The 25363-nt window shown below is 60.5% G+C and carries 25 protein-coding genes; 10 read left to right on the plus strand and 15 right to left on the minus strand.

Features of this window, described 5'->3' with window-relative positions; translation table 11 throughout:
- Window positions 1-21 precede the first annotated feature (21 nt).
- From ftsX to JCQ34_RS12165, 12 genes are all read right to left on the minus strand, one after another.
- Complete coding sequence (ftsX, locus tag JCQ34_RS12110) at window positions 22-936, minus strand: permease-like cell division protein FtsX (RefSeq protein WP_286397870.1); 915 nt, start codon at window positions 934-936, stop codon at window positions 22-24.
- A complete protein-coding gene (gene ftsE, locus JCQ34_RS12115; RefSeq protein WP_286397872.1) occupies window positions 933-1721 on the minus strand; it encodes a cell division ATP-binding protein FtsE in 789 nt (262 codons plus the stop codon). Before ftsE ends, ftsX begins: the two co-directional genes overlap by 4 nt.
- Before the next feature lie 188 nt (window positions 1722-1909).
- Window positions 1910-3025 (minus strand): peptide chain release factor 2, encoded by a 1116-nt coding sequence (gene prfB / locus JCQ34_RS12120; protein WP_286397874.1) that lies wholly within the window; start codon window positions 3023-3025, stop codon window positions 1910-1912.
- A gap of 93 nt (window positions 3026-3118) precedes the next feature.
- Window positions 3119-3565: a pilus assembly protein TadG-related protein gene (locus JCQ34_RS12125; protein ID WP_286397876.1), complete on the minus strand. Its 447-nt coding sequence runs from the start codon at window positions 3563-3565 to the stop codon at window positions 3119-3121.
- The gene (locus JCQ34_RS12130) at window positions 3562-4005 is read right to left on the minus strand and encodes a hypothetical protein (RefSeq protein WP_286397877.1); all 444 of its coding nucleotides are present in this window, start codon (window positions 4003-4005) and stop codon (window positions 3562-3564) included. Before JCQ34_RS12130 ends, JCQ34_RS12125 begins: the two co-directional genes overlap by 4 nt.
- Window positions 4006-4180: 175 nt before the next feature.
- Complete coding sequence (locus JCQ34_RS12135; protein ID WP_286397878.1) at window positions 4181-4597, minus strand: TadE/TadG family type IV pilus assembly protein; 417 nt, start codon at window positions 4595-4597, stop codon at window positions 4181-4183.
- A 3-nt stretch (window positions 4598-4600) separates the two neighbouring features.
- Entirely contained in the window at window positions 4601-4897 is a 297-nt protein-coding gene (locus tag JCQ34_RS12140) for a hypothetical protein (protein ID WP_286397879.1), read from the minus strand.
- A gap of 73 nt (window positions 4898-4970) precedes the next feature.
- Window positions 4971-5909 carry a type II secretion system F family protein gene (locus JCQ34_RS12145; RefSeq protein WP_286397881.1) on the minus strand — a complete coding sequence of 313 codons (939 nt, stop codon included), beginning with the start codon at window positions 5907-5909 and terminating at the stop codon, window positions 4971-4973.
- Window positions 5909-6766, minus strand: coding sequence for a type II secretion system F family protein (locus JCQ34_RS12150; protein ID WP_286397882.1), 858 nt, complete (start codon window positions 6764-6766; stop codon window positions 5909-5911). Before JCQ34_RS12150 ends, JCQ34_RS12145 begins: the two co-directional genes overlap by 1 nt.
- Window positions 6763-7986 carry a CpaF family protein gene (locus tag JCQ34_RS12155; protein ID WP_286397884.1) on the minus strand — a complete coding sequence of 408 codons (1224 nt, stop codon included), beginning with the start codon at window positions 7984-7986 and terminating at the stop codon, window positions 6763-6765. The genes JCQ34_RS12150 and JCQ34_RS12155 overlap by 4 nt, the downstream gene beginning before the upstream one ends.
- 315 nt (window positions 7987-8301) lie before the next feature.
- A complete protein-coding gene (locus tag JCQ34_RS12160) occupies window positions 8302-9405 on the minus strand; it encodes an acyltransferase family protein (protein WP_286397885.1) in 1104 nt (367 codons plus the stop codon).
- Between the two features lie 251 nt (window positions 9406-9656).
- A complete protein-coding gene (locus JCQ34_RS12165) occupies window positions 9657-11249 on the minus strand; it encodes a DUF2142 domain-containing protein (RefSeq protein WP_286397887.1) in 1593 nt (530 codons plus the stop codon).
- Window positions 11250-11435: 186 nt separating this feature from the next.
- Between JCQ34_RS12165 and JCQ34_RS12170 the strand changes: the two genes are divergently transcribed.
- Window positions 11436-11804 carry a GtrA family protein gene (locus JCQ34_RS12170; protein WP_286397889.1) on the plus strand — a complete coding sequence of 123 codons (369 nt, stop codon included), beginning with the start codon at window positions 11436-11438 and terminating at the stop codon, window positions 11802-11804.
- 669 nt (window positions 11805-12473) lie between these two features.
- Window positions 12474-14564, plus strand: coding sequence for a lysozyme (locus JCQ34_RS12175; protein WP_286397891.1), 2091 nt, complete (start codon window positions 12474-12476; stop codon window positions 14562-14564).
- A gap of 62 nt (window positions 14565-14626) precedes the next feature.
- Here JCQ34_RS12175 and rfbA read toward each other — a convergent pair whose 3' ends face one another.
- Window positions 14627-15493, minus strand: a complete 867-nt coding sequence (rfbA, locus tag JCQ34_RS12180; RefSeq protein WP_142133309.1) for a glucose-1-phosphate thymidylyltransferase RfbA — start codon at window positions 15491-15493, stop codon at window positions 14627-14629.
- Window positions 15494-15548: 55 nt separating this feature from the next.
- Here rfbA and rfbB point away from each other — a divergent pair, with 55 nt between their 5' ends.
- From rfbB to JCQ34_RS12200, 4 genes are read left to right on the plus strand one after another with little or no spacing between them, the layout of a single operon-like run.
- Window positions 15549-16547, plus strand: coding sequence for a dTDP-glucose 4,6-dehydratase (gene rfbB / locus JCQ34_RS12185; RefSeq protein WP_286397893.1), 999 nt, complete (start codon window positions 15549-15551; stop codon window positions 16545-16547).
- Between the two features lie 3 nt (window positions 16548-16550).
- The gene (locus JCQ34_RS12190) at window positions 16551-17975 is read left to right on the plus strand and encodes a bifunctional dTDP-4-dehydrorhamnose 3,5-epimerase family protein/NAD(P)-dependent oxidoreductase (RefSeq protein ID WP_286397895.1); all 1425 of its coding nucleotides are present in this window, start codon (window positions 16551-16553) and stop codon (window positions 17973-17975) included.
- Entirely contained in the window at window positions 17972-18703 is a 732-nt protein-coding gene (locus JCQ34_RS12195; protein ID WP_286397897.1) for a glycosyltransferase family 2 protein, read from the plus strand. Before JCQ34_RS12190 ends, JCQ34_RS12195 begins: the two co-directional genes overlap by 4 nt.
- Window positions 18704-18711: 8 nt before the next feature.
- On the plus strand, window positions 18712-19122 hold the full coding sequence (locus JCQ34_RS12200; RefSeq protein WP_286397899.1) for a DUF2304 domain-containing protein: 411 nt from the start codon (window positions 18712-18714) through the stop codon (window positions 19120-19122).
- 72 nt (window positions 19123-19194) lie between these two features.
- Here the strand turns inward: JCQ34_RS12200 and JCQ34_RS12205 are convergent, their stop codons facing one another.
- Window positions 19195-20076: a glycosyltransferase family 2 protein gene (locus tag JCQ34_RS12205; protein ID WP_286397901.1), complete on the minus strand. Its 882-nt coding sequence runs from the start codon at window positions 20074-20076 to the stop codon at window positions 19195-19197.
- A 239-nt stretch (window positions 20077-20315) separates the two neighbouring features.
- Here JCQ34_RS12205 and JCQ34_RS12210 point away from each other — a divergent pair, with 239 nt between their 5' ends.
- The 3 genes from JCQ34_RS12210 to JCQ34_RS12220 are packed head-to-tail and all read left to right on the plus strand — an operon-like array spanning window position 20316 to window position 23013.
- Window positions 20316-21245, plus strand: coding sequence for a glycosyltransferase (locus JCQ34_RS12210; RefSeq protein ID WP_286397903.1), 930 nt, complete (start codon window positions 20316-20318; stop codon window positions 21243-21245).
- On the plus strand, window positions 21242-21985 hold the full coding sequence (locus tag JCQ34_RS12215; protein WP_286397905.1) for a glycosyltransferase: 744 nt from the start codon (window positions 21242-21244) through the stop codon (window positions 21983-21985). Before JCQ34_RS12210 ends, JCQ34_RS12215 begins: the two co-directional genes overlap by 4 nt.
- Window positions 21982-23013, plus strand: coding sequence for a glycosyltransferase (locus JCQ34_RS12220; protein WP_286397907.1), 1032 nt, complete (start codon window positions 21982-21984; stop codon window positions 23011-23013). Before JCQ34_RS12215 ends, JCQ34_RS12220 begins: the two co-directional genes overlap by 4 nt.
- On the opposite strand, the gene JCQ34_RS12225 is transcribed toward JCQ34_RS12220, so the two are convergent.
- Window positions 23010-23933, minus strand: a complete 924-nt coding sequence (locus JCQ34_RS12225) for a glycosyltransferase family 2 protein (protein WP_286397909.1) — start codon at window positions 23931-23933, stop codon at window positions 23010-23012. The two genes, JCQ34_RS12220 and JCQ34_RS12225, sit on opposite strands and share 4 nt — an antisense overlap.
- Before the next feature lie 145 nt (window positions 23934-24078).
- Between JCQ34_RS12225 and JCQ34_RS12230 the strand changes: the two genes are divergently transcribed.
- A complete protein-coding gene (locus JCQ34_RS12230) occupies window positions 24079-25296 on the plus strand; it encodes a lipopolysaccharide biosynthesis protein (protein WP_286397911.1) in 1218 nt (405 codons plus the stop codon).
- Window positions 25297-25363: the final 67 nt, after the last annotated feature.

Genomic DNA, 25363 nt, shown 5'->3' on the forward strand with positions numbered 1-25363 from the left:
TCCTTGGTCGGTGTGCACAGCCTAAACGCGCAAATATCTACGTAAGGTCAAGAGAGACGAAATTCCTGCCAAGGATCCGCCAAGGACCAGCAGCGCCGGGGCGAGGATCAGGGTCTGGCCGGAGGAGATGAAGGCCGTATCGGGGTACTGGCGCGACATGTAGTCGCCCAGGAAGAACCGCGCCACCGCCCACAGGGTGCCCGAGGCCAGGGCGGCGCCGATGACTGCTGCGATGACGCCTTCCAGGATGAACGGCAGTTGGATCACGGTTTTGGAGGCCCCGACGAGCCGCATGATTCCGGTTTCCCGGCGCCGGCTGAACGCTGAGAGCCTGATGGTGGTGGCGATGAGCAGGATGGCGCAGACGATCATGACGCCTGCGATGCCCACGGCCACCAGGGAGGCCCCGTTCATCACCGAGAACAGGCGTTCAAGCAGTTGGCGCTGGTCAATCACGGTTTCGACGCCCGGCTGGGACGAAAACGTCTCACTGATGATCTGGTATTTTTCCGGGTCCTTCATGTTGATCCGGAACGATGCCGGCAGCTGGTCCGGCGTCACGGAATCGACGATGGGCGAATTGGAGAACTGGTCCTTGAAGTGCTTGTAGGCCTCATCCTTGGACTCGAACTGGAAGTCGTTGATGTACTGCGCCACGGCCGGGGACTCCAGGAGTGCGTTGAGGCCCTGTTGCTGCTCCGGGGTGACTGGCCCGGACGCGCAACCGGGCGCCGTCGAACCTTCGCTGCACAGGAAGATGGCTACCTGGACTTTGTCGTACCAGTAGCCTTTCATCTGGTTGATCTGCATCTGCAGCATGCCCGCAGCGCCCACGAAGGTGAGGGACACGAACGTCACCAGGATGACCGAGACCACCATGGAAAGGTTGCGGCGCAGGCCGCTGCCGATCTCGGACAGAATGAACGCGAGCCTCATCGCTGGGCCTCGCCTTCGTCGCTCTTACCCGGCAGTCCGCCGTCGGGCGTCTCCCTGCCGCTTGCGTCCTTCAGGCGCCGGGACTGGCCGACGACCGGAATCATCGAGGTGTACAGTGCCTTGGCTTCGTCGCGGATCACCACGCCGTTCTTGAGCTCGACCACCCGCTTGCGCATCTCGTTGACGATGTCGTCGTCGTGCGTGGCCATCACCACGGTGGTTCCGTTCTGGTTGATCTTGTCCAGCACACCCATGATGCCCATGGAGGTGGTGGGGTCCAGGTTTCCGGTAGGTTCGTCGGCGAGGAGGATCCCGGGGCGGTTGACCACGGCGCGGGCGATGGCGACGCGCTGCTGCTCGCCACCGGAGAGCTCGTGCGGCATGCGGTGTTCCTTGCCCTCAAGTCCCACCGTTTTTAGGACCTCGGGGACGGTGTCGCGGATGACGCTGCGGCTCTTGCCGATTACCTGCATGGCGAAGGCCACGTTCGCGAACACATTCTTTTGGGGCAGGAGGCGGAAGTCCTGGAAGACGACGCCGATGCCCCGGCGGAGGCGCGGAACGCGCCAGCTGGAAATCCTGGCTACGTTCTGGCCGGCGACGTAGACGGCGCCGGACGTGGCGCGGTCTTCCTTGAGCACGAGCCGGAGGAACGTGGACTTTCCGGAGCCGGACGCACCGACGAGGAAGGCGAATTCGCCGCGATCAATCTCAAGGGTGACGGAGTCCAGCGCCGGCCGGGCTTTCTGGTCGTAAACCTTGGTGACATTTTCGAATCGGATCATGGCCCTAAGTACCCTGCAGGGCATGGCTGATTCTTCTGATGCAGCCCAGTTCTGCAGCCGGTGCACGGGTCTTCGTTTGGGGGAAAGTAGGGCCCCGGCCCCTTGACTATACGCAAAACGTCCGGTGGTTGGCCGGGCTTGTGGGGGCGTGTCGCCGGATCAGCGGTCCCCCCGCCTTGGAGCCAGGGCTACTTTTCGGCGTTCCGGTTGTCTGTACGCCAGCGGATGCCGGCGTCGATGAAGTCGTCAATTTCGCCGTCGAACACTGCGGCGGTGTTGCCTACCTCGTGCTCGGTGCGCAGGTCCTTCACCATTTGGTACGGGTTCAGGACGTAGGAGCGCATCTGGTCGCCCCAGGACGCCTTCACGTCCCCGGCCAGCGCCTTCTTTTCCGCATCCTCCTGCTCCTTTTTCAAGAGCAGGAGACGGGACTGCAGCACGCGCATGGCGGCTGCACGGTTCTGCAGCTGGGACTTTTCGTTCTGCATGGACACCACGGTGCCCGTGGGGATGTGGGTAAGCCGGACAGCGGAGTCGGTGGTGTTCACCGACTGGCCGCCAGGGCCGGATGAACGGAACACGTCCACCCTGATTTCGTTGTCCGGGATCTCGATGGAGTCGGTCTGTTCGATCAGCGGAATGACTTCAACAGCAGCGAAGGAGGTCTGGCGGCGGCCCTGGTTATCAAACGGGCTGATCCTGACAAGGCGGTGGGTACCGGCTTCCACGCTGAGGGTCCCGTACGCGTAGGGCGCCTTCACCTCGAAGGTGGCGGATTTGAGCCCGGCCTCCTCCGCGTAGGAGGTATCCATGACGGTAGTGGGATAGCCATGCCGTTCCGCCCAGCGGAGGTACATACGCATGAGCATCTCTGCGAAGTCTGCGGCATCCACGCCTCCCGCGCCCGCGCGGATGGAAACCACGGCCTCGCGCTCGTCGTACTCGCCCGAGAGCAGCGTCACGACTTCCAGGTCCTTGAGCGCTTTCTTGATGGACTCGAGTTCAGCCGCGGCCTCCCCCATCGAGTCGGCGTCGTCCTCATCCTGCCCGAGCTCAACCAAGACTTCCAGATCATCGATCCGGGCGGCAAGGTTGGTGAGACGTTCCAGTTCCGACTGCCGGTGGGAGAGCCTCGAGGTGATTTTCTGTGCGGCCGAGGGGTCGTCCCAAAGGTCCGGCTCCCCTGCCCGCTCGCTGAGTTCGGCGATGTCTTCCTTGAGTGCCTCCACGTCGGTGACGCGTTCAATGGACTCGTAGGTGGCGCGGAGCGCCCGGATTTCAGCGGAAAAATCAATATTGGCCATGGTGGTTTAAGCCTACGCTATCGGGGCATACCGCCCGGCTCGGCGCGTGGGCTGGCGAGTGCACGTCGCCTTGAAGGCTGGCGGGCCAGTGCTTCAGCGGGTCAGGCGTGAACGCGCAGTGGATGTCGCCTCGATACGGATGCCGTCAGGAACCAGGAAATTCACTACGGGCGGGTGCACGGCGGCAGTGAGTACCACGACGGCGGTGGAACCGTCCGGCGTGCCCGTTGCGCCGGCGACGGCAAGGCCGGAAAAACGCTGGGAGGCGGGGCTCCTGGCGACGAAGTCTGCGGCCACATTTCGAACCCGGCCGGGGTTGAGGACAGCGGACGGGCTTCCCCCCTCTGCTGAGACTTCGCCCAGCGTGTAGCTGTCGGCCGCGGCCAGGGACGCCCCGTCCGCCAAGGACAAGAGGCGCTTGTGCTCCAGGTACACCGCGGTGATGCCGACGACCACCGTCGCCACCAAAAGCGCCAGGAGCACGTAGCCGAGGATCATCACCATCAGCTGTCCGCTTTCGTCCGCTTCCCTGCGACTCACCGGTACCGACCTACGAGCTGGGTGGAGGACGCTTCCACCTCTGTTGCGGACAACCCTTCGGCAAACGGCACGAACGGCAGGGGCACACTCAGGCTGACGGTCACTGTTACCGCAGTGCCCGCCGCCTGGCAGTCCGCAGGATTGCAGGTGGTGGTCATGGTGGCGCGGTCCGGTTGGTGCCCGAAGTCGGAAAGGGCGAGGGCCACCGCCTGTTCCGCCGCTGCCTGCGCCGTGGCGGAATCGGGCTGGGCGACAAAAACCTTCGCTGCCTGGTCTGCGGCACCCACCACCGCAAACGAGCCTCCCTGGATCTGGCCAACCGTGATCACGAAGTACACGAGTGGGACCATGAGCAGGAGTGCAAGGAAGGTGAACTCGACTACGGCGCTTCCCTGTTCACTGGAATGCCGCTGCCCGCGCACCCCCGGCACGCCGGGCACGCGGCCGGAAGATTTATGTTCGGCGCCCTGCCCAGGCCCTTGGGATGCGCAACCCGGCTCGTATTCGGCCGATCTCCGCAGGCACAGCACTTCTGCCAGACGCACCCGAAAGCGCCGGTGGGCGCTGGAATAGAACCGAACTGTGGCCCCGCGCAACGGTGTGGACGGGGACGGATCAGGGCTGAACGGCCGCATGCCCTTTCACCTCCAGCATGTCCCGCGGTCCGATCAGACCGAGGACGGGCATTGGAGACCGTACGGTCACCTCCAGTGTGCGCATCCCTTGCACGTTTACTTCCCGGGTACTGACCTGTTCCGCAAAGCCTTGATTCAAGGCCATGCTGATGAGGCTGCGGGTTCGTTCCTCGGCATCGGAGGCGCTGCGGTCCGCAAGGGTTCCATACCGCGCCCCCGATGCTGCAGCATCAATGAGCGTATTCCGGACGTGCAATACTAGCGTCAGTTGGATGATCGCCAGGAAGAACATTGTCAGCAGCCCGCCGACCAGGACGAAGTCCACAACGGCCGAACCCCGCTCGCCGGGCCGGGACAACTCAGGCTGCACCGCCGGCCCGGGAGCGGACACCCTCATGGTTCAGTTCCCCACCTTGTCCATCGCCTGGTTGAACATCGCCTCCAGCGCCGGGCCTGCAAGCGCCAGCAGGGCTGCGACCAGGACGGCGGACATCAGGGTTATCATCACCCATCCCGGAACGTCACCACGTTCAGGATCATCGCCCGGGTTCATCACGGTCAATTCGGCGATATCCTGTCCATCGCTGCCGTGTCCGCCCCTAAGAGACTGCGGCCGGCCCGCCCGTCCCACCTGTAACTGGAGCAAGGCTGCGAGGCCAAGAAGCAGCATTACGAAGCGGGTTCCCATGGTTTTCATCTTGCGTCCTATTCCTGTTTCCTAGAGGGGACATGAAGGTGTTGCTGAAGGGGAGTCCCGGGTCTGGCATCCATCAGAAGCCCAAGTTGATGGCAGCGAGGCCGGGAAATACCGCGAATACGACGGTTAGGGGAAGTACCCCGAAGACAAGGGGCACCATCATGGCGATCTCCTTTTTCCCGGCAGCTTCCATAAGGTCACGCTTCGCTGAGTCCCGTACGTCCTGCGCCTGTGCCCGGAGCACGTCCGCCAAAGGTGTTCCTCTTTCCACCGCCACGACGATCCCGTCAACGAACCTGACCAGTGGTGCAAGGTCGGTGCGTGCAGAAAACTCCTGAAGGGCCACCACCAATGGCTTACCGGCTCTTGTCTCCGCCAGGATTTTCGAGAACTCCTTGGATAGTTCACCGTTCGCACTCCTGCACACACGGTCCAAAGCGCCCGTTGCGCTCTCCCCCGCGCCCACTGCTAGGGCCATCAATTCGGCAAGGCTGGGAAACTCCGCCATCATCCGTGTTTCCCGTCGCCGAACTTGGGCGCCCAGCCAGTAGTCCCGCAGCACGAAGCCCGCTCCGGCACTACCGATGATCACGGCAGCCGCAAAAACCGGGCTGAACCTGCCGGCTGCCGCTCCGACCAGGACGACGACCAGTGCGATGACAAATCCGGCCGCCGCCCACAGCAATTGCTCTGCACGGAAGTCAAGCGGGGATTTGTTGATTCCCGCTTGGGCGAGCCGCCTACCGGTGGCCCCGGGCGAGGGGCTGAGCTTTCCCAGGGTGGTGAGCCAGTCCCGGAAGACCGGCCGGAGGATCCGTTCAAGCGGACCAAACGGCGTGAGGTTCTGTTCCCCGGCACGCAGGAGCCGCGATTCCAGGTTCTGGGACTTCAGCTGCGGCTCGATCCGTTCAGACAACGTTATGGGGCGCATCGGAGGAGACCGGAAGATAACGAGCCATAATCCAAGGCCCAAGGCAATTCCGCAGATTACGGCGGCAGGGAAAACAGTCATCAACGCAGCACCCTTTCGTCCTGCGGCAGGGCCCCGATCTTCAACATCGCTGTGTAGCAAATTAGGGAGACCACCAGCCCACCGAGCAGCACGGCGGCGCCCGTGGGCGTGTTGTAGGCCTGGATTGCTTCCGGTCTGGTCGCCAGCAGAATCATGACAATCCAGGGCGCAGCAACGGCGAGCCGGGCCGCATTGATGGTCCAGGACTGGCGTGCCTCAAGTTCACTGCGGGTGCGGGCATTTTCCCGCAGAAATTCTGCCAAGGTTCCGAGGAGCTTTCCCAGGTCTGACCCGCCCACTTCCCGCGTCAGCCGGAGTGCTTCGATAATGCGGTCAGCCACAGGGTCGGCAAGCCGATGTTTCAGCTTGTTCAAAGAACCATCGAATTGGCCCCCGGCCCGGTAGTCAGCCCCGAACTCCCGGAAGATTGGCCGCAGTTCCTCGGGCCCTTTGTCTCCAAGCTGGATAAGGGCCTCGGGTAGGGGCAGGCCTGCCCGGATAGCAGAGCGAAGATGATCAACGACGTCAGGCCAGAGTTGACGCAGCATGGCGGTCCTCTTCTTCGCCCGCCACCGAAGAAGGGTGACAGGCAGCCAGCCGCCGAAAAGACCGAAGCAACAGGCGATAGGCCAGGAGCGGCTCAGACCATAGAAGACCAGAACCACGAATACCCCGAGCCCAAGGCAAGTCCCAACCAAACCGCGGGGCGAGACCTTATCTACTCCGGCGCCCGCGAGCAGGTCCGCCATCCGGCCCGGCTTCCGCTCCCGCTTTCCATGGTCCGGCGTTTCCCAACAGGACCACCAAATGAGGAAGAAGCCAACTCCTGTCGCCGCTCCCACCAGCGCCGCGATCATCGCGGATCCAGCAGCGCGGCGACGTCGTACCCTGCCTTCGAGAACTTCTCCGCTGCGGGCATGGCGTTCGCCCGGGGCTGCAGGACGCCGTTTTCCAGGGCAAAGACCAGGGATGATTCGATTACGCCGTTTTCCACGCGTCGTCCCAAGGACAGGACTTGGGTTACTTGCCGCCGCCCGTCGGTGTGCCGGCTGCAGTGCACCACGAGGTCTATGCACGACGCAACAGTGGGGACGACGAAAGCGCTGGAAATGTTCTCCCCGGCGAGCAACGGGAGTGTGCAGATTTTGGTTACTGCATCGTGTGCCGAGTTGGCGTGGACGGTGCACATACCGGGAAGACCGCTATTCAAAGCGATCAGCATGTCGAGGCTCTCGGCTTCCCGCACCTCGCCCACCACCAACCGGTCCGGACGCATCCGCAGAGCCTCCTTCACCAGCCGACGAAGTGGGATTTCGCCCTCTCCTTCGAGGTTCGGCTGCCTGCACTGCAGGCCCACGACGTCCCGGAGCGGGAACTGAAGCTCGAAAATTTCCTCGACCGTGATGACTCGTTCCCGGGTTCCGATACTGGCCGCCAGGCAGTTCAGCATGGTTGTCTTGCCTGCCTGGGTCGCGCCGGAAACGAGGATGTTGAGGCCGCTGGAGACCGCCGCACCGAGAAACCGTGCGGCTTGGGGTGTCAGCGTCCCCAGCTCCACCAGATGTTCAAGACGGCTGGCTTTCACGACGAATTTGCGGATGTTCACAGCCCAGTGGCGGCGGGTCACATCTGGAATCACAACATGCAGCCGGGAGCCGTCAGGCAGCGCAGCATCGACAAATGGTGAAGACATGTCCAGCCTTCTGCCGGAGCTCTTGAGCATGCGCTCCACCAGGTCCCGCACCTGCTGCTCCGAAAGACTGAGTGACGTCAGCTCCGACTCACCGTTCCGCGCCACGTAGATTTCGTTAGGGGCGTTGAGCCAGATCTCCTCAATGGTTGGATCATCAAGGAGAGGTTGAAGTACGCCGAACCCTGCGACGGCGTCGAAAAGAAAGCGACGGGCTGCGTCAAGGGGACCAAGGGGCGGAAGGGGTCCCATTAGGGCCCGTTCGTCGTAGTCGGTGACTGCGGCTTCGACCAATCGACGGACCTCGCCTGCCTGCCTGAGCGGGTCGAGCCCGCGACGGCGAATGAGCTCGCGGACTTCGTCCTCGACTATTCCCAGCGCGTCCATATGTTCCCCCATACAACTGCCGCCCCCGGCGGAGGCAGTGCGACTGAGGTCCAGCCTAAGGAGCAGGGAAGAGACTGCCAAGTCATATGGATCAAGCTGTGGACAAAGGAGTTCCGCCGGCATCAAATCGGCACCCTCCGCCGGCTAAAGAGACCTGCGCTAAAGGACAGACACCCCTTGTCTAAGCGAATGTCTGCCCGTTATGCCTATCGGGTCCGTCTCCGCCGCCATGAAATAAGTCGTCACCAGAAGCGGCTGTGGCCGCGGAAGTATGTACAGCTTTGGCCAGGTTATTTGAATTCTGCGTCCACCGGATTATTTAGATCCTGTCGCTACATCCGACCTGAACGGGCTATTCCTCAGCCGGGACTTCAAGCCAAGCGCCGGGGCTTCAACAAAACGAAAGCTAAGCCAGGCCAAAGGCAGTGTCAGGCCAAGGCTCAGTAATATATACGGGATCAAGGGAAGGTCAGGCCATCCTATTTCCAGAATGTTCTGAACTGGGACGCCGTAAATATAAACCCCATACGAAAGATCCGACTTGGCGCCCACCGACTGGAACGGCAGAACGGAGCCCAGAGCCATGATGATCACGGCGAACGGCAGTGGGGCCAAAACCGAAGCGGTTTCCGTGAAGATGGCCAACATGAGTAAAGCCGCAGATAGTGCAACGGCAGGCCGAACCCGAACCCTGTCGGAGAAATGGAACAGCAGGGCTCCGGCGCAAAACGCTGCAACAAGTGGCGCCACCAGAGTGTACACGCTGGCGGGAACCCAGCCCACCAGCTTTGCCGCCGAAACGGCACTGGCAGTGAGGAATCCAGCACCGATGAACGCCGCTCGGAGTTTCTCATTTTTGACATAGCAAACCGTTCCCACGGCGATGTAGCAGGAAGCCTCCCAGAAAAGCGTCCACAGGGAACCGTTCCAGATACCCGGCACTGGCACGTTTGGGACGGTAGTGCCAATGTTCGTTTGACTTATGAATGGCGGATAAAGCAGGAAATTGCGCGCCAGGTAACTCAGCGAGTCAACGAGAGTAAATGTGCCCGAAGAGCCAACCAACAAAGACAGGGGGGCAAAAACAAAGGCGACAGCAAGCAGGCAGACAAGGAACCCAGGATAGATTCTAAGGAAGCGTGCGGTGTAGAAGGACCACGGGGACTGCCCGTTGAGGCGGCTACGGGTAATAAGGTAACCGGACACTGCAAAAAACCCGAGGACCGCCCATGTACCGAGGTGTTCCCCGCCAGCCTCCGGTTCTGGCCCAAGGTTTCCAATCACTGATGAATGAGAAACAATGACGGCCGCTGCCAGAAGTAGGCGGATTGCGTTCAGCGAATTCCGACGAGGATCGAATAGCGAGTACAGTGTGCCGCCAAGGGGACGAATGCCCGTTGATATACTTCTTGCTGGCATAACACCCTTTCACTGACCTGGCCGGCCCAAAGAGCCGCAGCTGGAATTGGGGTTGTTGCGCGGAAGCCGCTATCCCCCTTATGACCGTTATCACCGAAATTGAAATGGTTAGAAGCGGCCAGCGGGAATCATATCAGCACTACGCACAGCTGACCGCCACCACGGCGGCGAGCCACAGACACTAAGACCTACTGGCCTTAGAACACCGAGGCCTCAGCCAGGCGCTTCACGGCGACCCCGGACCTCCGGCCCTAGCTGCCCAGCATGGAAGGGCTATGAGTTCCCTGCTTGAGCACAGTGCCCCTGCCGTTTCCCTGCGGCGAAGCGAGCAACCGGTAGAGGCAATATCCGGCTATTCCCAAAACTACAATGTATGCAAGCGTCAGCCCTTGCCATGAAAAGGGCGGCTGCCAGTGGGGGGCGAACATTTCTGTCCAGTTGACGTGTCCCTCCGTAATGCCGACGGTGTAGCGCCTCAGCCCTTGAAGCAAAAGGTATATATGGGCAAGAGCTCCGGCCACGAGAGTCCACCTGACTATCGACAAAGTACGCGTTGAAGTTCGGAATGGAGCGAAACGTCCCGCGACTCCACACGCCAGAAGCAGGACCACCAGCACCGCCAGGATGTAGCGCCCCTGCCAGATCCATCCCACTTTCTCGCTTGACGACGCTTGCAACGCCACCGGCGCCACCAGTACGACCACGGTCAGCAAAGCTACAGACCATCTTGCCCGCAGGGGCCTGGCCGTCATGCCGACTACCAGAACGACGCCCATGGCCAGAACCCACGCATACACCACGGCAGGTGGCGGAGGTGTGTCCAACCAGCCCAGGACCCCCACGTATTCGGGAACGTAGATAAAGGTGCGGTCTGCCATTGTGACTGCTGCCACGTCGCTGGGGACGGGGGCGCCGGCCAAAAGGCTGTCAAAGCTGTTGGAGCTGACAACCCAGCCAAGCGCAAAGACGCAAGCCAGACCTAAGACGGCCACGGGAACCCAGCTTGGACGATATCGGAAGACCCGCCCGAACGCTTGCAGGTTATAGGCGAGGACGGCGGCAGCTACCACCACAGCCAGCCACAGCAATGAGACCGGGCGTGTGTTGGCAAGAAGTGCCCCCGCAACAGCCAGGCACCAGATCTTCGCATGCGAGTCTTGCAGCGCGCGGCTGCGCTCCAGCAAAGAGCAAAGGCACATAAAGACGCTGGCAGCCGTGCTGATTTCCAAGGCGGTGGGATTGATGCTCGCCGACAGGAAGAGGACCGCGGGCGTTATGGCGACGGCTGCAGCGAGCGAAGGCCAGACGAAGCGCCGAAGACTGGAGGCTGCCCAAAATATTGTGGCAAGGAAAAAGGCGCACACCCAAGTGCTTACCAGCCGCATGGCATAGAGAGCTGTTTCGCCGCTCAATCCACGGCTTGCCAACCCTACAATCCCGTAGTACACGGGATTGTAGTTACCTGCTGATGTAAGCGCGGTTGTTGTCCCCCTGTCGGCGGCATCAATGGGCAACGCACAGTTTGCCGTCACTTCCGGATGGTGCGCGAAGCAGAGATTGCTTTCCAGTTTCGCGATGTAGCCCGGGACTTGAACCGCCAAACGCTCACCTTGGACACCGGTGGAGCTGCCAGTGAATTGCCCTCGTGCCACTGCCGCAGCCTTCACCGTGTGGGCCGGCTCGTCAGGGGCTGACATCAAGGGGGACGCAAAGCACCAGACACTGCCCAGCAGCCCGATCAACAGCCAAGCAACGACCAGCACTTTGGCGGAAGAAGGGCGTTCTGGGCGACCGTCGGAGGCTGGTCCCGGGATGGCGAGTCGTTTTGACTGAGTTCTTGGCATGATAATTTGATGTTACTAGGAGGTCAGCTCAGAACGCCTTGAGTCTCCGTTATGCCGGGGAGGGCACCAAGACGCGTGCGATTTTCAAGAACCACAACACCAGCCAGCAGACCAGCCGGGCAAAGTAGTGTCCTGCGCACCCGGGCGCAGAAGTTGTACCAGAACTCCGTACTCAGATTCCTTTTTGTGGGCGGGCTCTCGTTTGCTTTGGATTTGGGGCTTCTTGTACTCCTTCACGAGGTAGTCGGCGTAGATCTCGTCATAGCGACTCCAATCGCTTTCCTGGTAAGCCTGGTCTTCAACTACTTTCTGCAGCGCATCTTCACCTTCCAGGCCACCAATCACCACGGTGTTAGTGCCGCAAAGTACATCTCCCTGGTGATTTTCAATGTCGTTGTCAGCGATTTCATCGTCACTGGGTTTGACGCGTTGGGGTGGTATTACATAATCGGCAAGGGAACCTCAACCGTGCTCACCACAGTTTGGAACTATTTCCTTTACAGGGAATGGATTTTTAAGAACAAGGTAGCGCCACTGGAGAAATCCCGCGCCTGAACTCCAGCTGGGCAGGTCTGGACCACCACTCCTGGGCTTTCTTTTTGGAACGCACTTCCCGGCATGGCATGTTCCGAGCCCAGTTTTCCTGCTTGACCCGCAGCTCTTGAGCTCCTTGAGTCACATGGGCAACATCAGAACCACTGGTTACATGGCACCCCGCGATGCTATGGTGAGCGCGTTAATAATCGGCACCACCTGTCCCACGTGTCTTCCCTGGGGGGAAGCACCTGAGCAGCAATCAAGAATGAGCGCTCAGCGGAGCGCTTGTTTGTCTCCGGAGCACATATGAAGCGGAACCTGTCTCAGTCCCGTCACCAAGCCCTGAAATCCATCGGGATCGTCGTACTCGCCACATCCCTGCTGACGAGTCCAGGTCTTACAGGGTTTGCGGCCGCAGTAGAGTCCACGCCCTCTCCCTCGCCGTCATCATCTCAAAGTGCCGTGCCGGGTAATGCAACCGCCGCGACCCCCAGCCCCAGTCCTTCCGTTGCCGCTGGAACCGCTGTCCCGGTTCCCGCGCCCACCCAGTCAGCTCCGTCCGCCCCGACTCCGTCCGCGTCGGCAACGCAAACGATGGCCGAAGCAGTCGGGCGCGGCGCTGAAATGGGCCAACGTTCCGCCAGGGTGACAGCCTCCTCCACTACTCCCGCCACAAAAAGCCCGAGCATGGAGTCCCTCTCTACCGAAGGTACCTGGATGCCCACGTTCGGGGTCCAGGGACTCGACGTCAGTGGCTACCAGCCCAACGTCGACTGGCAGCAGCAGTGGAACATGGGTGCGAGATTTGCATATGTAAAGGCCAGCGAGGGCAATTACATGACAAACGACCAATTCAGCGCGCAGTACCAGGGCTCACGGAATGTCGGAATGATTCGCGGCGCGTACCACTTCGCGATCCCGAACTGGTCGTCGGGAGCCGACCAGGCCCGGTATTTCGTAGCGAATGGCGGTGGCTGGTCAGCCGACGGTTACACCATGCCGCCCGTCCTGGACTTCGAGTTCAATCCCTACGAGGGCCGGACCATCAACGGTTTCTACTTCGGAAATACCTGCTACAACATGACGCCCGGGCAGCTGACCTCCTGGGTCCAGGACTTTGGGAACACCATGAAGTCCTTGACCGGCCGGCTTCCGGCAATCTACACAAACACAAGCTGGTGGAACCAGTGCCTCGGCAACCCGTCGGGCTTCGGCGACTATCCACTGTGGGTGGCGGCTTACCCCGGTGCGCCTACCAACGATGCCGGGCCGATTCCGACAGGCAGTTGGAGCACCTATAGCATTTGGCAGTACAGCAGCACTGGACCGTTCGCGGGCGACTCGAACGTCTGGAACGGTGACTACCCGTCACTGCAGCGGTTGGCAGGGTCAGCGCTTCCCACGGGAAGCTTTGATTCCCTGTCTATAACAGGCAGCGGAACCCAGTTTTCGCTGCGTGCGCGTGGCTGGTCGGCTGATCTTGCCAACACCGCCGCCTCGAACCAGACACACGTGTACGTCACGTCGCCGGGTGGCACCACCACCGGGTATGCATGGACGGCCAATGCCTACAGACCCGATGTCGACCAAGCCCTGGGCTATGGACCCAACCACGGTTTCGACGGATCTGTCCCTATTACCCAATCAGGCACATACACTGCATGCGCTTATTCGATTGGCACCTTTGGCAATACGCCCCTTGGCTGCAAGAGCGTCACCGCTACAGGGATCGGGGTGCCTGTAGGCAGCTTTGACAGCCTCACAAAGGTCGTTGCGGCTGACAAAGTCACACTGCAACTCAAAGGGTGGGCAGTCGACCAGGCCAATCCATCCGCGTCGTCGTACGCAGACGCCTACGTGACGGCACCGAATGGAACAACTACCGGTTACCGAATGACGGCGAACACCTCCCGGCCGGACGTGCAATCAGCGACGGGCCTGGGTTCGAACCACGGCTTCGACTATCAGGTACCCGTAACAGCTCCAGGGTCTTACAAGGTCTGCACATATGCGATAGGCCAGAATGCAAACACTCCCCTTGGGTGCAGGACTGTAAGCATCGACGCGAATCCATCGCCCATCGGAAGTTACGACACCCTGTCCATAACCCAGGCGGCCAATTCTGCAGCCCTTCAGGTCACAGGGTGGGCTCTGGATCCCACCCAGCCCGCCACGAGCATTCCTGTCAACGTGTACATTTCCGCCAAGGATGGAACAACCGTAACGAGTCCTGCGCCCTTGAACGTCACGGCAAACCTCAAGAGGCCGGACGTGAACTCCGCGTTAGGGACTGTGGGTGATCATGGTTTCCAAGCCGGGCTCCCCATCACCGCCACCGGGACCTATTCGGTCTGTGCCCAGGCAGTGGGCGTAGCACCTGTCTCCAACGGGCCCACCTTGCTCGGTTGCAAGAACTTTACGGTCAGTTCCACGCCGCCCACCATGGGATTCCTCGACAGCGCCGGCATCCAGGTGTCCAATGGACAGGCTGCCGTCGTAACGCAAGGCTGGACGCTTGATCCTGCCTTGCCCGGTATTTCCAATCCGGTGCACGCCTACATCACCTATCCTGACGGGAGCACTAAAGGCTACGCGTTCACCGCGAATTTGAAGCGGCCGGATGTCAACAGCGCCCTGCAGACAGTCGGCGACCACGGGTATTCGACATCGGTCCCCATCACCGCCCGCGGCCAATACCGCGTCTGCACTTATGGGGTGGCGGTCTCAATATTTGCTGCGTACAACTCCCAGCTGGGATGCCGTACGTTGACTTACTAGGACACGAATAAGGGGGGTGAAGCCGCGGCTTCACCCCCCTTATTCGTGTCCAAACCCCAGGACTACTTCTCCGCCAGAAGCTCCAACAGGTACGCCCCGTATCCGCTCTTCACCAGGGGCTCAGCCCGTTCGCGGAGTTCGTCGTCGGTCAGGAACCCGAGCCGCCACGAAATCTCCTCAGGGGCACCGATTTTCAGGCCCTGCCGGTTCTCAACAGTGCGAATGAAGTTTGAAGCATCGTTGAGGTCATTGAAGGTGCCCGTATCGAGCCAAGCGGTTCCGCGCGGCAAAATTTCGACCTGCAGCTTTCCGGCTTCCAGATAGATGCGGTTTACGTCGGTGATTTCCAGTTCTCCCCGGGCGGAGGGCTTCAGGTTCTTGGCGATATCAACCACATTGTTGTCATAGAAGTAGAGCCCCGGCACCGCGTAATGGCTCTTCGGCGCCGCCGGCTTCTCCTCGAGCGAGAGGGCTTTGCCGTTGTCGTCGAATTCCACCACACCGTAGGCGGAGGGATCTTTGACCCAGTAACCAAAGACAGCCCCGCCGTCGATGGTCTTGAAGCGGCGTAGCTGGGTCCCCATGCCCTGACCGTAGAAGATGTTGTCGCCCAGCACCAGTGCAACACTGTCATCGCCGATATGGTCAGCGCCGAGGACAAAGGCCTGGGCCAATCCATCGGGCGAAGGCTGCTGCTTGTAGGTGATCGAAACGCCAAACCGGGAGCCGTCCCCCAGCAAGCGTTCAAACTGCTCCGCGTCGTGGGGCGTCGTGATGATGAGGATGTCCCGGATACCTGCAAGGATCAGCGTTGACAGCGGGTAGTAGATCATTGGCTTGTCGTAGACCGGTACCAACTGCTTGCTGACACCCAGAGTGATGGGATGAAGCCTGGAGCCGGTTCCGCCGGCAAGTATTATTCCGCGCATGCACCCATCTTTCCCTTCGCTTAGGGCAGCAGCAAATCCGGTAGTCTAGGGAATTATGCAGCGACTTCTAGTGACCGGCGGAGCCGGCTTTATCGGCTCAAACTTTGTCCACTACGTTCTCGAAAACACCGAAGACCATGTCACTGTTCTGGACAAGCTGACCTACGCGGGCAATCTTGAGTCGTTGCAGGGCCTTCCGCAGGAACGCTTCAACTTCGTTCAGGGCGACATTGCGGACGCCGGGACTGTCGATGGCCTGGTGGCCGACGCCGACGTAGTCGTTCATTATGCTGCTGAGTCCCACAACGACAACTCCCTCCACGACCCCCGCCCGTTCCTGGACACCAACATCATCGGCACCTACACGCTGATCGAAGCAGCCCGCAAGCACAACAAGCGCTTCCACCACATTTCGACTGACGAGGTCTACGGAGACCTGGAACTGGATGACCCGGAGCGCTTCACGGAGCAGACTCCCTACAACCCGTCCAGTCCGTACTCCTCCACCAAAGCCGGATCTGATCTCCTGGTGCGGGCGTGGGTGCGGTCCTTCGGCCTGCAGGCCACCATCAGCAACTGCTCCAACAACTACGGTCCGTACCAGCACGTGGAAAAGTTCATTCCCCGGCAGATCACCAACGTGATCGATGGGATCCGCCCCAAGCTCTACGGCAAGGGCGAGAATGTCAGGGACTGGATCCATGCCAATGATCATTCCTCAGCTGTGCTGGCCATCATCGCCAAGGGAACCGTCGGCGAAACGTACCTGATCGGGGCCGACGGAGAAAAGAACAACAAAGAAGTTGTCGAACTGATCCTCAAGCATATGGGCCAGTCCCCTGACGCGTACGACCACGTGATCGACCGCCCCGGCCACGACCTGAGGTACGCGATTGACTCCACCAAGCTTCGCAATGAGCTCGGGTGGGAGCCCAGGTTCTCCAATTTCGATGAGGGGATCGAAAACACCATCGCGTGGTACCGGGAAAACGAGGACTGGTGGCGTCCACAAAAAGCGGCCACCGAGGCCAAGTACAAGGAACAGGGCCAGTAACAAATGTCCCTGGAGTTCTCAAAAAAGCTTGCCGCCCACCAAACCCCCATTCCCGGCGTCGTCCTCTATGACCTTCCGGTCCACGGCGACAACCGGGGCTGGTTCAAGGAGAACTGGCAGCGGGAAAAGATGGTCGCCCTCGGGCTGCCCGACTTCCGCCCGGTCCAGAACAACATTTCATACAACGAAAAGGCCGGCACCACCCGCGGGATCCACGCCGAGCCTTGGGACAAGTTCATCTCGGTTGCCACCGGCCGTATCTTCGGGGCATGGGTCGATCTGCGTGAGGGGCCCTCTTTCGGGGCTGTCTTCACCGCGGAGCTTGATCCAAGCCAGGCCATCTTCATTCCGCGGGGAGTCGGCAACGCCTTCCAAACACTTGAGGACAACACGGCATACACCTACCTGGTGAATGACCACTGGTCCGCGGACGCACAGGGTCAGTACACCTTCCTCAACCTGGCGGATGAAACAGCGGCCATCCAGTGGCCCATTCCACTTGCCCAGGCCGAGCTCTCGGACAAGGATAAGGCGCATCCGCGGATGGCTGATGTCGCGCCGATGCCCGCGAGGAAGATCCTTGTGGTGGGCGCGGACGGGCAGCTGGGCAAAGCACTGCGCAGGACGTACGACGGCGACACAACAGTTGAGTTCGCAAGCCGGGCGGAGTTTGACCTCACCAGTGAGGCCAGTTTCACGGGCAGGAACTGGAAGAACTACTCCACCATCATCAACGCTGCCGCCTACACCGCCGTCGACGCTGCAGAAACGGCAGAAGGCCGGAGCGCCTCCTGGTCCATCAACGTCGCCGCCGTGGCGCACCTGGCGCGCACCGCCGTCGAGCATAACCTCACTCTGGTGCATGTCTCTTCGGACTATGTCTTCGACGGAACTCTGGACAACCACGACGAAGACGAGTCCTTCACGCCCCTGGGCGTCTATGGGCAGACCAAGGCCGCAGGGGACGCGGTGGTGAGCGTCGTTCCGCGCCACTACATCGTCAGGACGAGCTGGGTCATCGGGGAAGGCAACAACTTTGTGCGCACGATGGCCAGCCTCGCGCGCAAAGGGGTCAAACCCTCGGTCGTCAATGACCAAAAGGGCCGGCTGAGTTTCACCGAAGACATCGCAGCCTTCATTCGACACCTGCTGAGTGGGGACGCCGCCTTCGGAACATACAACTTCAGCAATGACGGCCCGGTCAAAAGCTGGGCGGATATCGCCGGAGACGTTTACGAGCAATCCGGAGCGGCCCGGGGTGACGTCACGGGCATCACGACAGCCGAGTACTTCAAGGACAAAGCGGCAGCCCCCCGCCCCCTTTTCAGTGCACTTAACCTTGAAAAGGCACGGTCAACGGGTTTCGAAGTTGTTGACGCCGATCAGCGGCTGGCAACGTATCTCAAGTTGGAAACCGATAAGGCATGACACCTGCGGAGCAAGCCCTGCGCACTCTGGTCATCATGCCGGCCTGGAACGAATCCGAGGCCATCGGCAACACGGTCCGGGAAGTCTTTGAATTCGGGCCCGCCTGCGATGTTCTGGTGGTGGACGACGGTTCCCGGGATAACACCGCACAGGTGGCCCGTGCAGCAGGCGCGCTGGTAGTGCAGCTTCCCTTCAACATGGGCGTGGGCGGTGCCATGCGTACCGGGTTCAAGTACGCGAAGATGCACGGATATGACCAGGTCATCCAAGTCGACTCGGACGGCCAGCACGATCCCCGCGACATCAAGGCAGTCCTTGACGGCCTTCGGGAAGCAGACATCGCCATTGGTGCCCGCTTCGCGGACAAAGGAAACTACACGGTCCGCGGTCCGCGCAAGTGGGCCATGAACGTCCTTGCCTGGACCATATCGAAGATCGCCGGGACCAAGCTGACCGACGTCACCTCGGGTTTCCGCGCTGCCAACGCGAAAGCCATCAGGCAATACGTTGACCACTACCCGGCGGAGTACCTTGGCGACACCATCGATTCCCTGGTTGTTGCGATCCGGTCCGGATGCACGGTACGCCAGGTTGGTGTCTCCATGCGGGAACGGCAGGGCGGAACGCCGAGCCACGACCCCGTCAAAGCTGCCATCTACCTGGGCCGGTCAGCTTTTGCCCTCCTCTTCGCTTTGACGCGCAAGAAGAACGAACCGTCATCCAACTAGGAGTTTCCATGGCCACCCTCGTTGGCTTTATCTTTGTGCTGGTCATCCTGCTCATCATTTTCGAGATGCTCCGCCGCCGGCACCTGCGGGAAAAGTACGCTGTGCTTTGGATCATCATAGGCATCGGCGTTCTCATCCTGGTTGCCTTCCCACAGCTTCTGTTCTGGGCCAGTGGCCTGCTCGGCGTGCAGGTACCTTCCAATCTGCTTTTCGCGATGGCGCTGCTGCTGCTCGTTCTGGTCTGCCTGCACCTTTCCTTCGAACAGTCCCAAGCAGAGGATGAGATCCGGGTCCTGGCTGAGGAAGTGGGAATTCTTCGCCTCAAGATGCAGGAACTGGAGACCGGCAGGGCCGGGAACCAATCTGCACCGGGCGGTGACGTTCGCGGAGTCGGGAAACCGCCTGAAACCACTGCCTGAAATAGCCCACCGGTTAAAAAGTAAGGTGGCTCCCGGCCTTGGGCCGGGAGCCACCTTACTGTTTAAGCCCTGCTAGGAAACAACGTGCTTCAGCAGCCGGGGCAGCGAGTCCGTTTTTCCAACAGCCAGCGAACGGGCCACCAGGGTGGCAGCGTTCAGGCGTGACGTCGTATGGAAGGCCGCAGCCCGGGCCGTCCGCTGCCAGCCAAGCTCGCGGAACCGCCGCGCCTGCCCTTCAAAGAACGCCCGCTCCTCATCAAAGCGCCGCCCGTCCAAGGCCTTGACTGATGAATCTGACGCCGAGTGGCGCCGGTAGAGGAATGCCAAGGTGGGGTCAACTACCATTGATCCGTTTTCAGCGGCGATATCGAGCAGGAGGGCGAGGTCCTGCACGACGTGCAATCCTTCAGTGAAGCCGATGCGCCGGATCACGTCGGTTCGCCAAGCGAGAGACGGGAAATAAGCCCAATCGGCGCGCACGAGGCTGGTGGCCATCTTTTCGCCCTGAAGGAGAACCGGTTCCTTCGTGCTCGGCGCGTAGACCTTTTTCACGATGTCGACAAGGGGTGAGCAGGCGCGGCCCTTCTCGTCAATCACCTGCACGCCGGGCTGGACCACGCTGGCCTGCGGGAAGGCCTCGAAGGCATTGGAAACGACGGACAAGTAGTTGGGCAGCATGATGTCGTCAGCACCCATAACGACCACGATCGGCGCATCGGCCAATTCCAGCGCTTTGCGGTAATTACCGTTGGCACCAAGGTTCGTTTCGTTCTTCTGGTACGTCACCCGGGGATCGGAGATGGATTCGAACCAACGCTGGGGTTCCGGGCTTGGAAACCCGTCATCCACCACAATGAGGCGCCAGTCTTCGAACTGCTGGCTCATGACACTCTGGGCAGCGAGTTTCATCAGGTCGACATCCCCATAGTAGGGAAGCAATACGTCAATGGCCATGTGCCAGGTAGGTCCTTTTCTTGAATCAACACAGGTGGGATCTGTCTGCCCGGTAATGAGCACCCCGATAATGCTACCCCGTCACCGCTGGCCACCCTCGTCGGGTGTCTCGACAGACCACGGTCAGCGGGGACGAATGGAAGGGCTCTACGAGCCAACGATAGACTGGGCCGTGCTGCCTGACAGTCCCCTCGCATGCGGGTCGGTCAATCCGGATAAGCGAAAAGGAACAGTGAGACGTGACGCGCCAGAGTGACGCCCGAGTGGTGGCCATTATTTCAGCATTCCACCCCCCTGAGGACTTGCCCGAGAGGGTCCTGGAGCTCAACAAGCAAGTGGCGCAGACCGTGGTGGTGGACGATGGTTCCGACATAAACCGCTCCAGCCCCGTATTGCAGGAGCTCGAAGGGATGGGCTGCTCAGTAATCCGGATGCCCGGAAATGTAGGCATTGCCGCCGCCCTCAACGCCGGCATCGATTTGGCGCTCAAAAACTGGTCCCCCGACTTTGTGTTGACCCTGGACCAGGACTCGGCGCTGGATCCCGGCTACGTCGCTGCGGCGCTGGAGACCTTTGCAGAAGCCAAGGCCAAGGGAATCGAGCCGGGGCTCGTCAGCGCCCAGTCGCACAATGGACTAAACGTTCCCCTGCTCACCCGACGGGCAGAGTTTCCCGAGGCGTTCGATCCCTTGCAGTCCGGCGCCCTGATACCCGTCTCCACCCTCAAGTCCGTTGGGATGATGGACGAGCGGCTCTTTATAGACTGCGTGGACTCGGAATTCAACCTGCGCGTACGGTCGCATGGCCTTGCGACTTTGATCGGAAAAGGCTGCAATATGACCCACTCACTCGGGCACGCACAGCCGATGATGTTGTTCGGGTGGCACGTAACGGTTTTGGGCATCAAACGGCACGTCCACTCGCATGCGCCGTTCCGGGTCTACTACATAACCCGGAACAGCATTTACCTGTGGCGCCAATACGGGGCGCGCTTTCCGGGCTGGCTGGTGCGGCGGCTCCGCTTCCAGATGGAAAGTGACATCTTCAGGCTGCTGTACGGCGCAAACCGCAAAGGCCAACTGCGCGCGCTCGCCCGGGGGTGCTGGGATGGCTGGACCGGACGGCTTGGGAAAATCGATCCTTCGCTGCAGGAACGGATCAGTTCATGAGCGCAAAAGAAACTGTCCGGGTATCTGTCTGCATGGCCACCTACAACGGCCAGGATTACGTTGCGGAGCAAATAGCGTCCATCCTCGACCAACTTTCGCCGGATGATGAACTCGTCGTCGTTGACGATGCCTCCAAGGATGCAACGACCGACGTCGTCCGCAGGATCAAGGATCCGCGCATAATCCTCCTTCCGAGCGGGGAAAATCAGGGCTACGTTGCCAGCTTCGAGAAGGCTATCGCGGCGAGCAGAGGGGCCTACATTATGCTCTCTGACCAGGACGACGTCTGGATACCCGGGCGGCTGGACAAACTGCTGAAGGCCCTGCAAACCAAGGCATTCGCGGCAAGCAATTTCACCGTGTTCGGCGGCCCTGCCAACAAATTGCAGAAAGTGCAATTGAAGGAGGCCGACAGCAGGCGGTGGCTAGCCAACCTGGTCACCACGTGGATCGGCATCCGGCCCTACTACGGCTGCACCATGGCTTTCCGCGCCGACGCGAAACGGCTCATTCTTCCTTTCCCGTCGTTTCTGACTGAAACGCATGACCAGTGGATAGCAATCGTGGCGAACCTGAACCGGGAAATGGCACACGTGGAATCTGCCACCGTGGCACGCCGTTTGCACGAGCAAAACACCACACCCAAATCGCGACGGCCCGTCTCCGTTATCATCCGGGCAAGGGTCATGCTGCTCCGTGCCTTCTTCGTTGCCCTAAGTCGAAAGCTCCAGACCCGATGACCGGTACGCCTTCCAGTCCGTCCTTAGCTGCCCAGACCTTCGCCGGATCATACGGAGCGGTGGCTCTGGCGGCCTATGAGCCTGATGAAGCGATGTTCGCGCGCCAGCTTTTGTCCATCCAGGCACAGACGCATAAGGAGTTCGTATGCCTTATCTCAGTTGACGGCAACGTCGAACGGGTTCAGGGCATCGTGAAGCGCACGTGCGGCGACGATGACCGTTTCCGCGTACTCGGATACGACAACAGGCTCGGGTTCCATCACAACTTTGAGCGGGCGCTGAAGGAAGTGCCGGCGGAGGCCCGCTGGGTTGCCCTCAGCGACCAGGATGACTACTGGTATCCCCAGAAGCTGACCAAGCTACTGCCGTATCTGGATGATTCCGCGCTTGTGACCTGCCAGGCGCGGGTAGTGTCAGCGGAAATTTCAATGACAGATCCCGATCCGGCCAAAGGCGAGTTGACCGACCGGAAGAATGTTGGCGCAGCCGACCTCTTCGCCAATAATCAAGTCACAGGCTCGCTGTGTGCCTTCCGCCGTGAGGTCCTCGACTTGGCGCTGCCTTTTCCATCTCTGGCCGCTCCCTCCCAGTACCACGACCACTGGATCGCACTTTGCGCCATGGCCGGAAAGGGCGTCAGGATCGAAGACTTGGTGCTGCAGGATTACGTCCAACATGGCGGCAACGTAGTTGGGGAATCGAGCCAGAGCCTTGTCGGCTCGATCCGGAACACCTTCCGGTTCGTCCGCCGCTACGAAGGCAATGCCTCAGCACGGAGTATCTGCAGGATCATTTACAAGACGGGGCTGGGCTGGCGGACGCTGATGGCACGTACGCTCCTGCAGCGTGGTCAGCCAGCGGGGCAACCCTTCCCGGCCGATCTGACGGAAGCCTTGGATGTATATGCCAAGCCCCGCACCGTACGGCTTGTGCAGCTTCTGGCCGGCGGTTGGCGGCGCCGGAACGTACCCATGATGAGGGTCCTGGAGATCCTGCTCGGCGCCGTTTTCAGACCTTGGTGCCGCTAGGGCCGGGAACCAAACTGCTTCCGCTTCTCGGGCGGCAGGGTGGCGAAAAGGTCGCCTGGCTGAAGCGCAGCGGGCGTGCGGAACATCCCGTGGGCGAGGCCCCGTGCGGTGCTCGAGACCCAGAGCCGCTTGTTTCCAGCGATCTTGAACTGATGGAGCGCCAGTACTGACAACTCCGCAAGCCTGAAGAGCGGACGCTGAGTAAGCGACCACGGCCGAGGGCTGAGGCGGGTGATCCACAACTGGTTTCGCAGGTAGTAGTAAAGGCGTCCGCCCATGTCCTTTTTTCCGGCATTATTGGGGTGCTTCATGCGCGCCTCGACTACGTGGATGCCGAAGGAGGTACGGGCCAAGCGCTTGGTGTACTCAACGTCGTCAAACCAAATGAAGAAGTCTGCATAGGGAAGGGGCATGGCCGCCGAAAGCTTGAGATCGACAAGGGCCCCTACAAACGTGGTGTGCGTCAGCGCAATGCCCCCCAGCTTCCGGGCGACAAGCTGCGCATTGGCGTCCGTCGACACTGCTGGGAGGTTCCCTTGGACAACCGCTCCGGTCTCGTCTTCAACAAGCGGCGCGGCAAATCCCGGCCGCGGTTCGCTCTCCATCGCAGCAACGAGGGGCCCCAATGCATCCCTTCTGGGCTCGGCGTCGTCGTCCATCAACCAGGCGAGACTGTGCCCATGCTTCAAGGCAAGCTCAAGACCCCAAGCGAATCCGCCGGCCCCACCCAGATTCGCCCCGGTTTCAAAGAGTGTGATGCCTGGATGGTTTTGCCGTACGTAATCGGCACTGCCGTCAGTGGAGCCATTTTCGACCACGATGATCTCATCCAGTGGCCGAGTTTGCTCCTCCAATGCCGTGAGGCACTTCTTCAGATAATCCAGTCTATTGAAGGACACAACTACGGCTGCTACGGACATGGACCATCCTGACTTTGCGGTGCGAGTTACCAATACAGCTTAGTGGACCGGCGTGGGCTTGCGGAGCGGCAGTGCCATCGCTGCTCTAAGCTGGAGACTTTGGCGCTTAACCCGCGCCTGGGATCGAAAGGTTGGTCTAAGCGTCATGAAGGCAATCATGGCCGCCCTGTTTCGCATGGGTACCTTCGCTCTCACCGTTGGAGCAGGAACTGTCGTTGGACTTCTCGCGATTCCAATCATCACGAGAGTGGTGGGTGCCGATGCGTGGGCGGTGCAGGTTCTCGTGCAATCGCTCGCAACCCTGTTTGGTGTAGTCGTTGCTTTCGGCTGGGGAACAATAGGTCCGGGTCTTGTAGCCTCCCATGACCGCAGGGACCGGCCGCAGCTTTTTTTGGACTCCCTAATCACCCGCACGTACCTGCTGCTCGTGGCTGCTCCTGTCATGATGATCGTCTTGGCAGTGCTGCGGCCCCGGGAAGCTGTGTTTGTTTCTATCGCTTCAGCCGCCTACCTCATGCCATTCGTCGGGGCTTCCTGGTACTTTGTCGGCGAGGGCAAGCCCATGAGACTGTTCCTGTTTGATGCCCTCCCCCAGTTGCTCGGCACGGTGGCAGGCGTGGGCGTTCTGGTGATGACCGGGGATTTCACGTTACTGGTCATCACGCAACTGGTCTTCAACATTTGTGCCGTTGTGATTAGTTCCCGCGTGATACTTCGGGACGGTAGCGGCCAACTGGCGCCCAACTTTTCTTTGCGGAACTCTCTCCGGCAAATGGCGCAGCAACGTCATGGGGTCATCACGGCAGCCACTGGAAGCTTTTACGTCAACTTGCCCATGGTGGCGGTGAATATGATCATTCCCGCGCAATTGGCGAGCTACGCCATCGCAGACCGTCTCTTCCGCTTCTCGGTCACCGCGTTCTCACCCATTCTGCAATTCGTTCAAGGCTGGATCCCCGAGGGGGGTGCTGGCTCCACTACCCATAGGATCAGGAGGGCAGCACAATTTGCCCCGCTACTGGGGATTGTCGGGGGTTCAGTTCTCGCGGCGGCGGGACCTTGGGCGGCCCAACTCCTTGTCCCTGGACCGACCAATTTCGGTTATAACCTGAGTATTCCCGTTGGTACTAGTTTTGCTGCAGTTGCCGTGTCACAAGTCATTGGGCTTGCATGCCTGGTACCCATTGGCAAGGCCAGGGAGTTGGCGAGGTCCACTTTGGTCGGGGCTGTCCTTGGTACCCCCTTGATCCTGTTGGGAGCAGCATACTTTGGTGTGGCCGGGGTGATTTGGGGTATGGCGATTTCAGAAGTGGCGGTCGCCGCTTTCCAGGTGTACGTGCTCCGGCGTTATCTTCGTGCATAAGGTAACCGGCAGCCCACATGTGATGTGCGAGGGCCCACGAGGTCGCAAACCACTAAGTTTTATTCCA

Source organism: Pseudarthrobacter defluvii (assembly GCF_030323865.1).
Taxonomy (GTDB): domain Bacteria; phylum Actinomycetota; class Actinomycetes; order Actinomycetales; family Micrococcaceae; genus Arthrobacter; species Arthrobacter sedimenti.

Coding starts and splice junctions, on each gene's coding strand:
- prfB (WP_286397874.1), bottom strand. CDS start 3,025: ATGGCCAATATTGATTTTTCCGCTGAAATCCGGGCGCTCCGCGCCACC.
- JCQ34_RS12200 (WP_286397899.1), top strand. CDS start 18,712: ATGGCCACCCTCGTTGGCTTTATCTTTGTGCTGGTCATCCTGCTCATC.
- JCQ34_RS12145 (WP_286397881.1), bottom strand. CDS start 5,909: ATGACTGTTTTCCCTGCCGCCGTAATCTGCGGAATTGCCTTGGGCCTT.
- JCQ34_RS12175 (WP_286397891.1), top strand. CDS start 12,474: ATGGAGTCCCTCTCTACCGAAGGTACCTGGATGCCCACGTTCGGGGTC.
- JCQ34_RS12165 (WP_286397887.1), bottom strand. CDS start 11,249: ATGCCAAGAACTCAGTCAAAACGACTCGCCATCCCGGGACCAGCCTCC.
- JCQ34_RS12150 (WP_286397882.1), bottom strand. CDS start 6,766: ATGATCGCGGCGCTGGTGGGAGCGGCGACAGGAGTTGGCTTCTTCCTC.
- rfbB (WP_286397893.1), top strand. CDS start 15,549: ATGCAGCGACTTCTAGTGACCGGCGGAGCCGGCTTTATCGGCTCAAAC.
- JCQ34_RS12205 (WP_286397901.1), bottom strand. CDS start 20,076: ATGGCCATTGACGTATTGCTTCCCTACTATGGGGATGTCGACCTGATG.
- JCQ34_RS12220 (WP_286397907.1), top strand. CDS start 21,982: ATGACCGGTACGCCTTCCAGTCCGTCCTTAGCTGCCCAGACCTTCGCC.
- JCQ34_RS12195 (WP_286397897.1), top strand. CDS start 17,972: ATGACACCTGCGGAGCAAGCCCTGCGCACTCTGGTCATCATGCCGGCC.
- JCQ34_RS12225 (WP_286397909.1), bottom strand. CDS start 23,933: ATGTCCGTAGCAGCCGTAGTTGTGTCCTTCAATAGACTGGATTATCTG.
- JCQ34_RS12215 (WP_286397905.1), top strand. CDS start 21,242: ATGAGCGCAAAAGAAACTGTCCGGGTATCTGTCTGCATGGCCACCTAC.
- JCQ34_RS12230 (WP_286397911.1), top strand. CDS start 24,079: ATGAAGGCAATCATGGCCGCCCTGTTTCGCATGGGTACCTTCGCTCTC.
- ftsX (WP_286397870.1), bottom strand. CDS start 936: ATGAGGCTCGCGTTCATTCTGTCCGAGATCGGCAGCGGCCTGCGCCGC.
- JCQ34_RS12155 (WP_286397884.1), bottom strand. CDS start 7,986: ATGGACGCGCTGGGAATAGTCGAGGACGAAGTCCGCGAGCTCATTCGC.
- JCQ34_RS12135 (WP_286397878.1), bottom strand. CDS start 4,597: ATGAGGGTGTCCGCTCCCGGGCCGGCGGTGCAGCCTGAGTTGTCCCGG.
- rfbA (WP_142133309.1), bottom strand. CDS start 15,493: ATGCGCGGAATAATACTTGCCGGCGGAACCGGCTCCAGGCTTCATCCC.
- JCQ34_RS12160 (WP_286397885.1), bottom strand. CDS start 9,405: ATGCCAGCAAGAAGTATATCAACGGGCATTCGTCCCCTTGGCGGCACA.
- JCQ34_RS12140 (WP_286397879.1), bottom strand. CDS start 4,897: ATGAAAACCATGGGAACCCGCTTCGTAATGCTGCTTCTTGGCCTCGCA.
- ftsE (WP_286397872.1), bottom strand. CDS start 1,721: ATGATCCGATTCGAAAATGTCACCAAGGTTTACGACCAGAAAGCCCGG.
- JCQ34_RS12190 (WP_286397895.1), top strand. CDS start 16,551: ATGTCCCTGGAGTTCTCAAAAAAGCTTGCCGCCCACCAAACCCCCATT.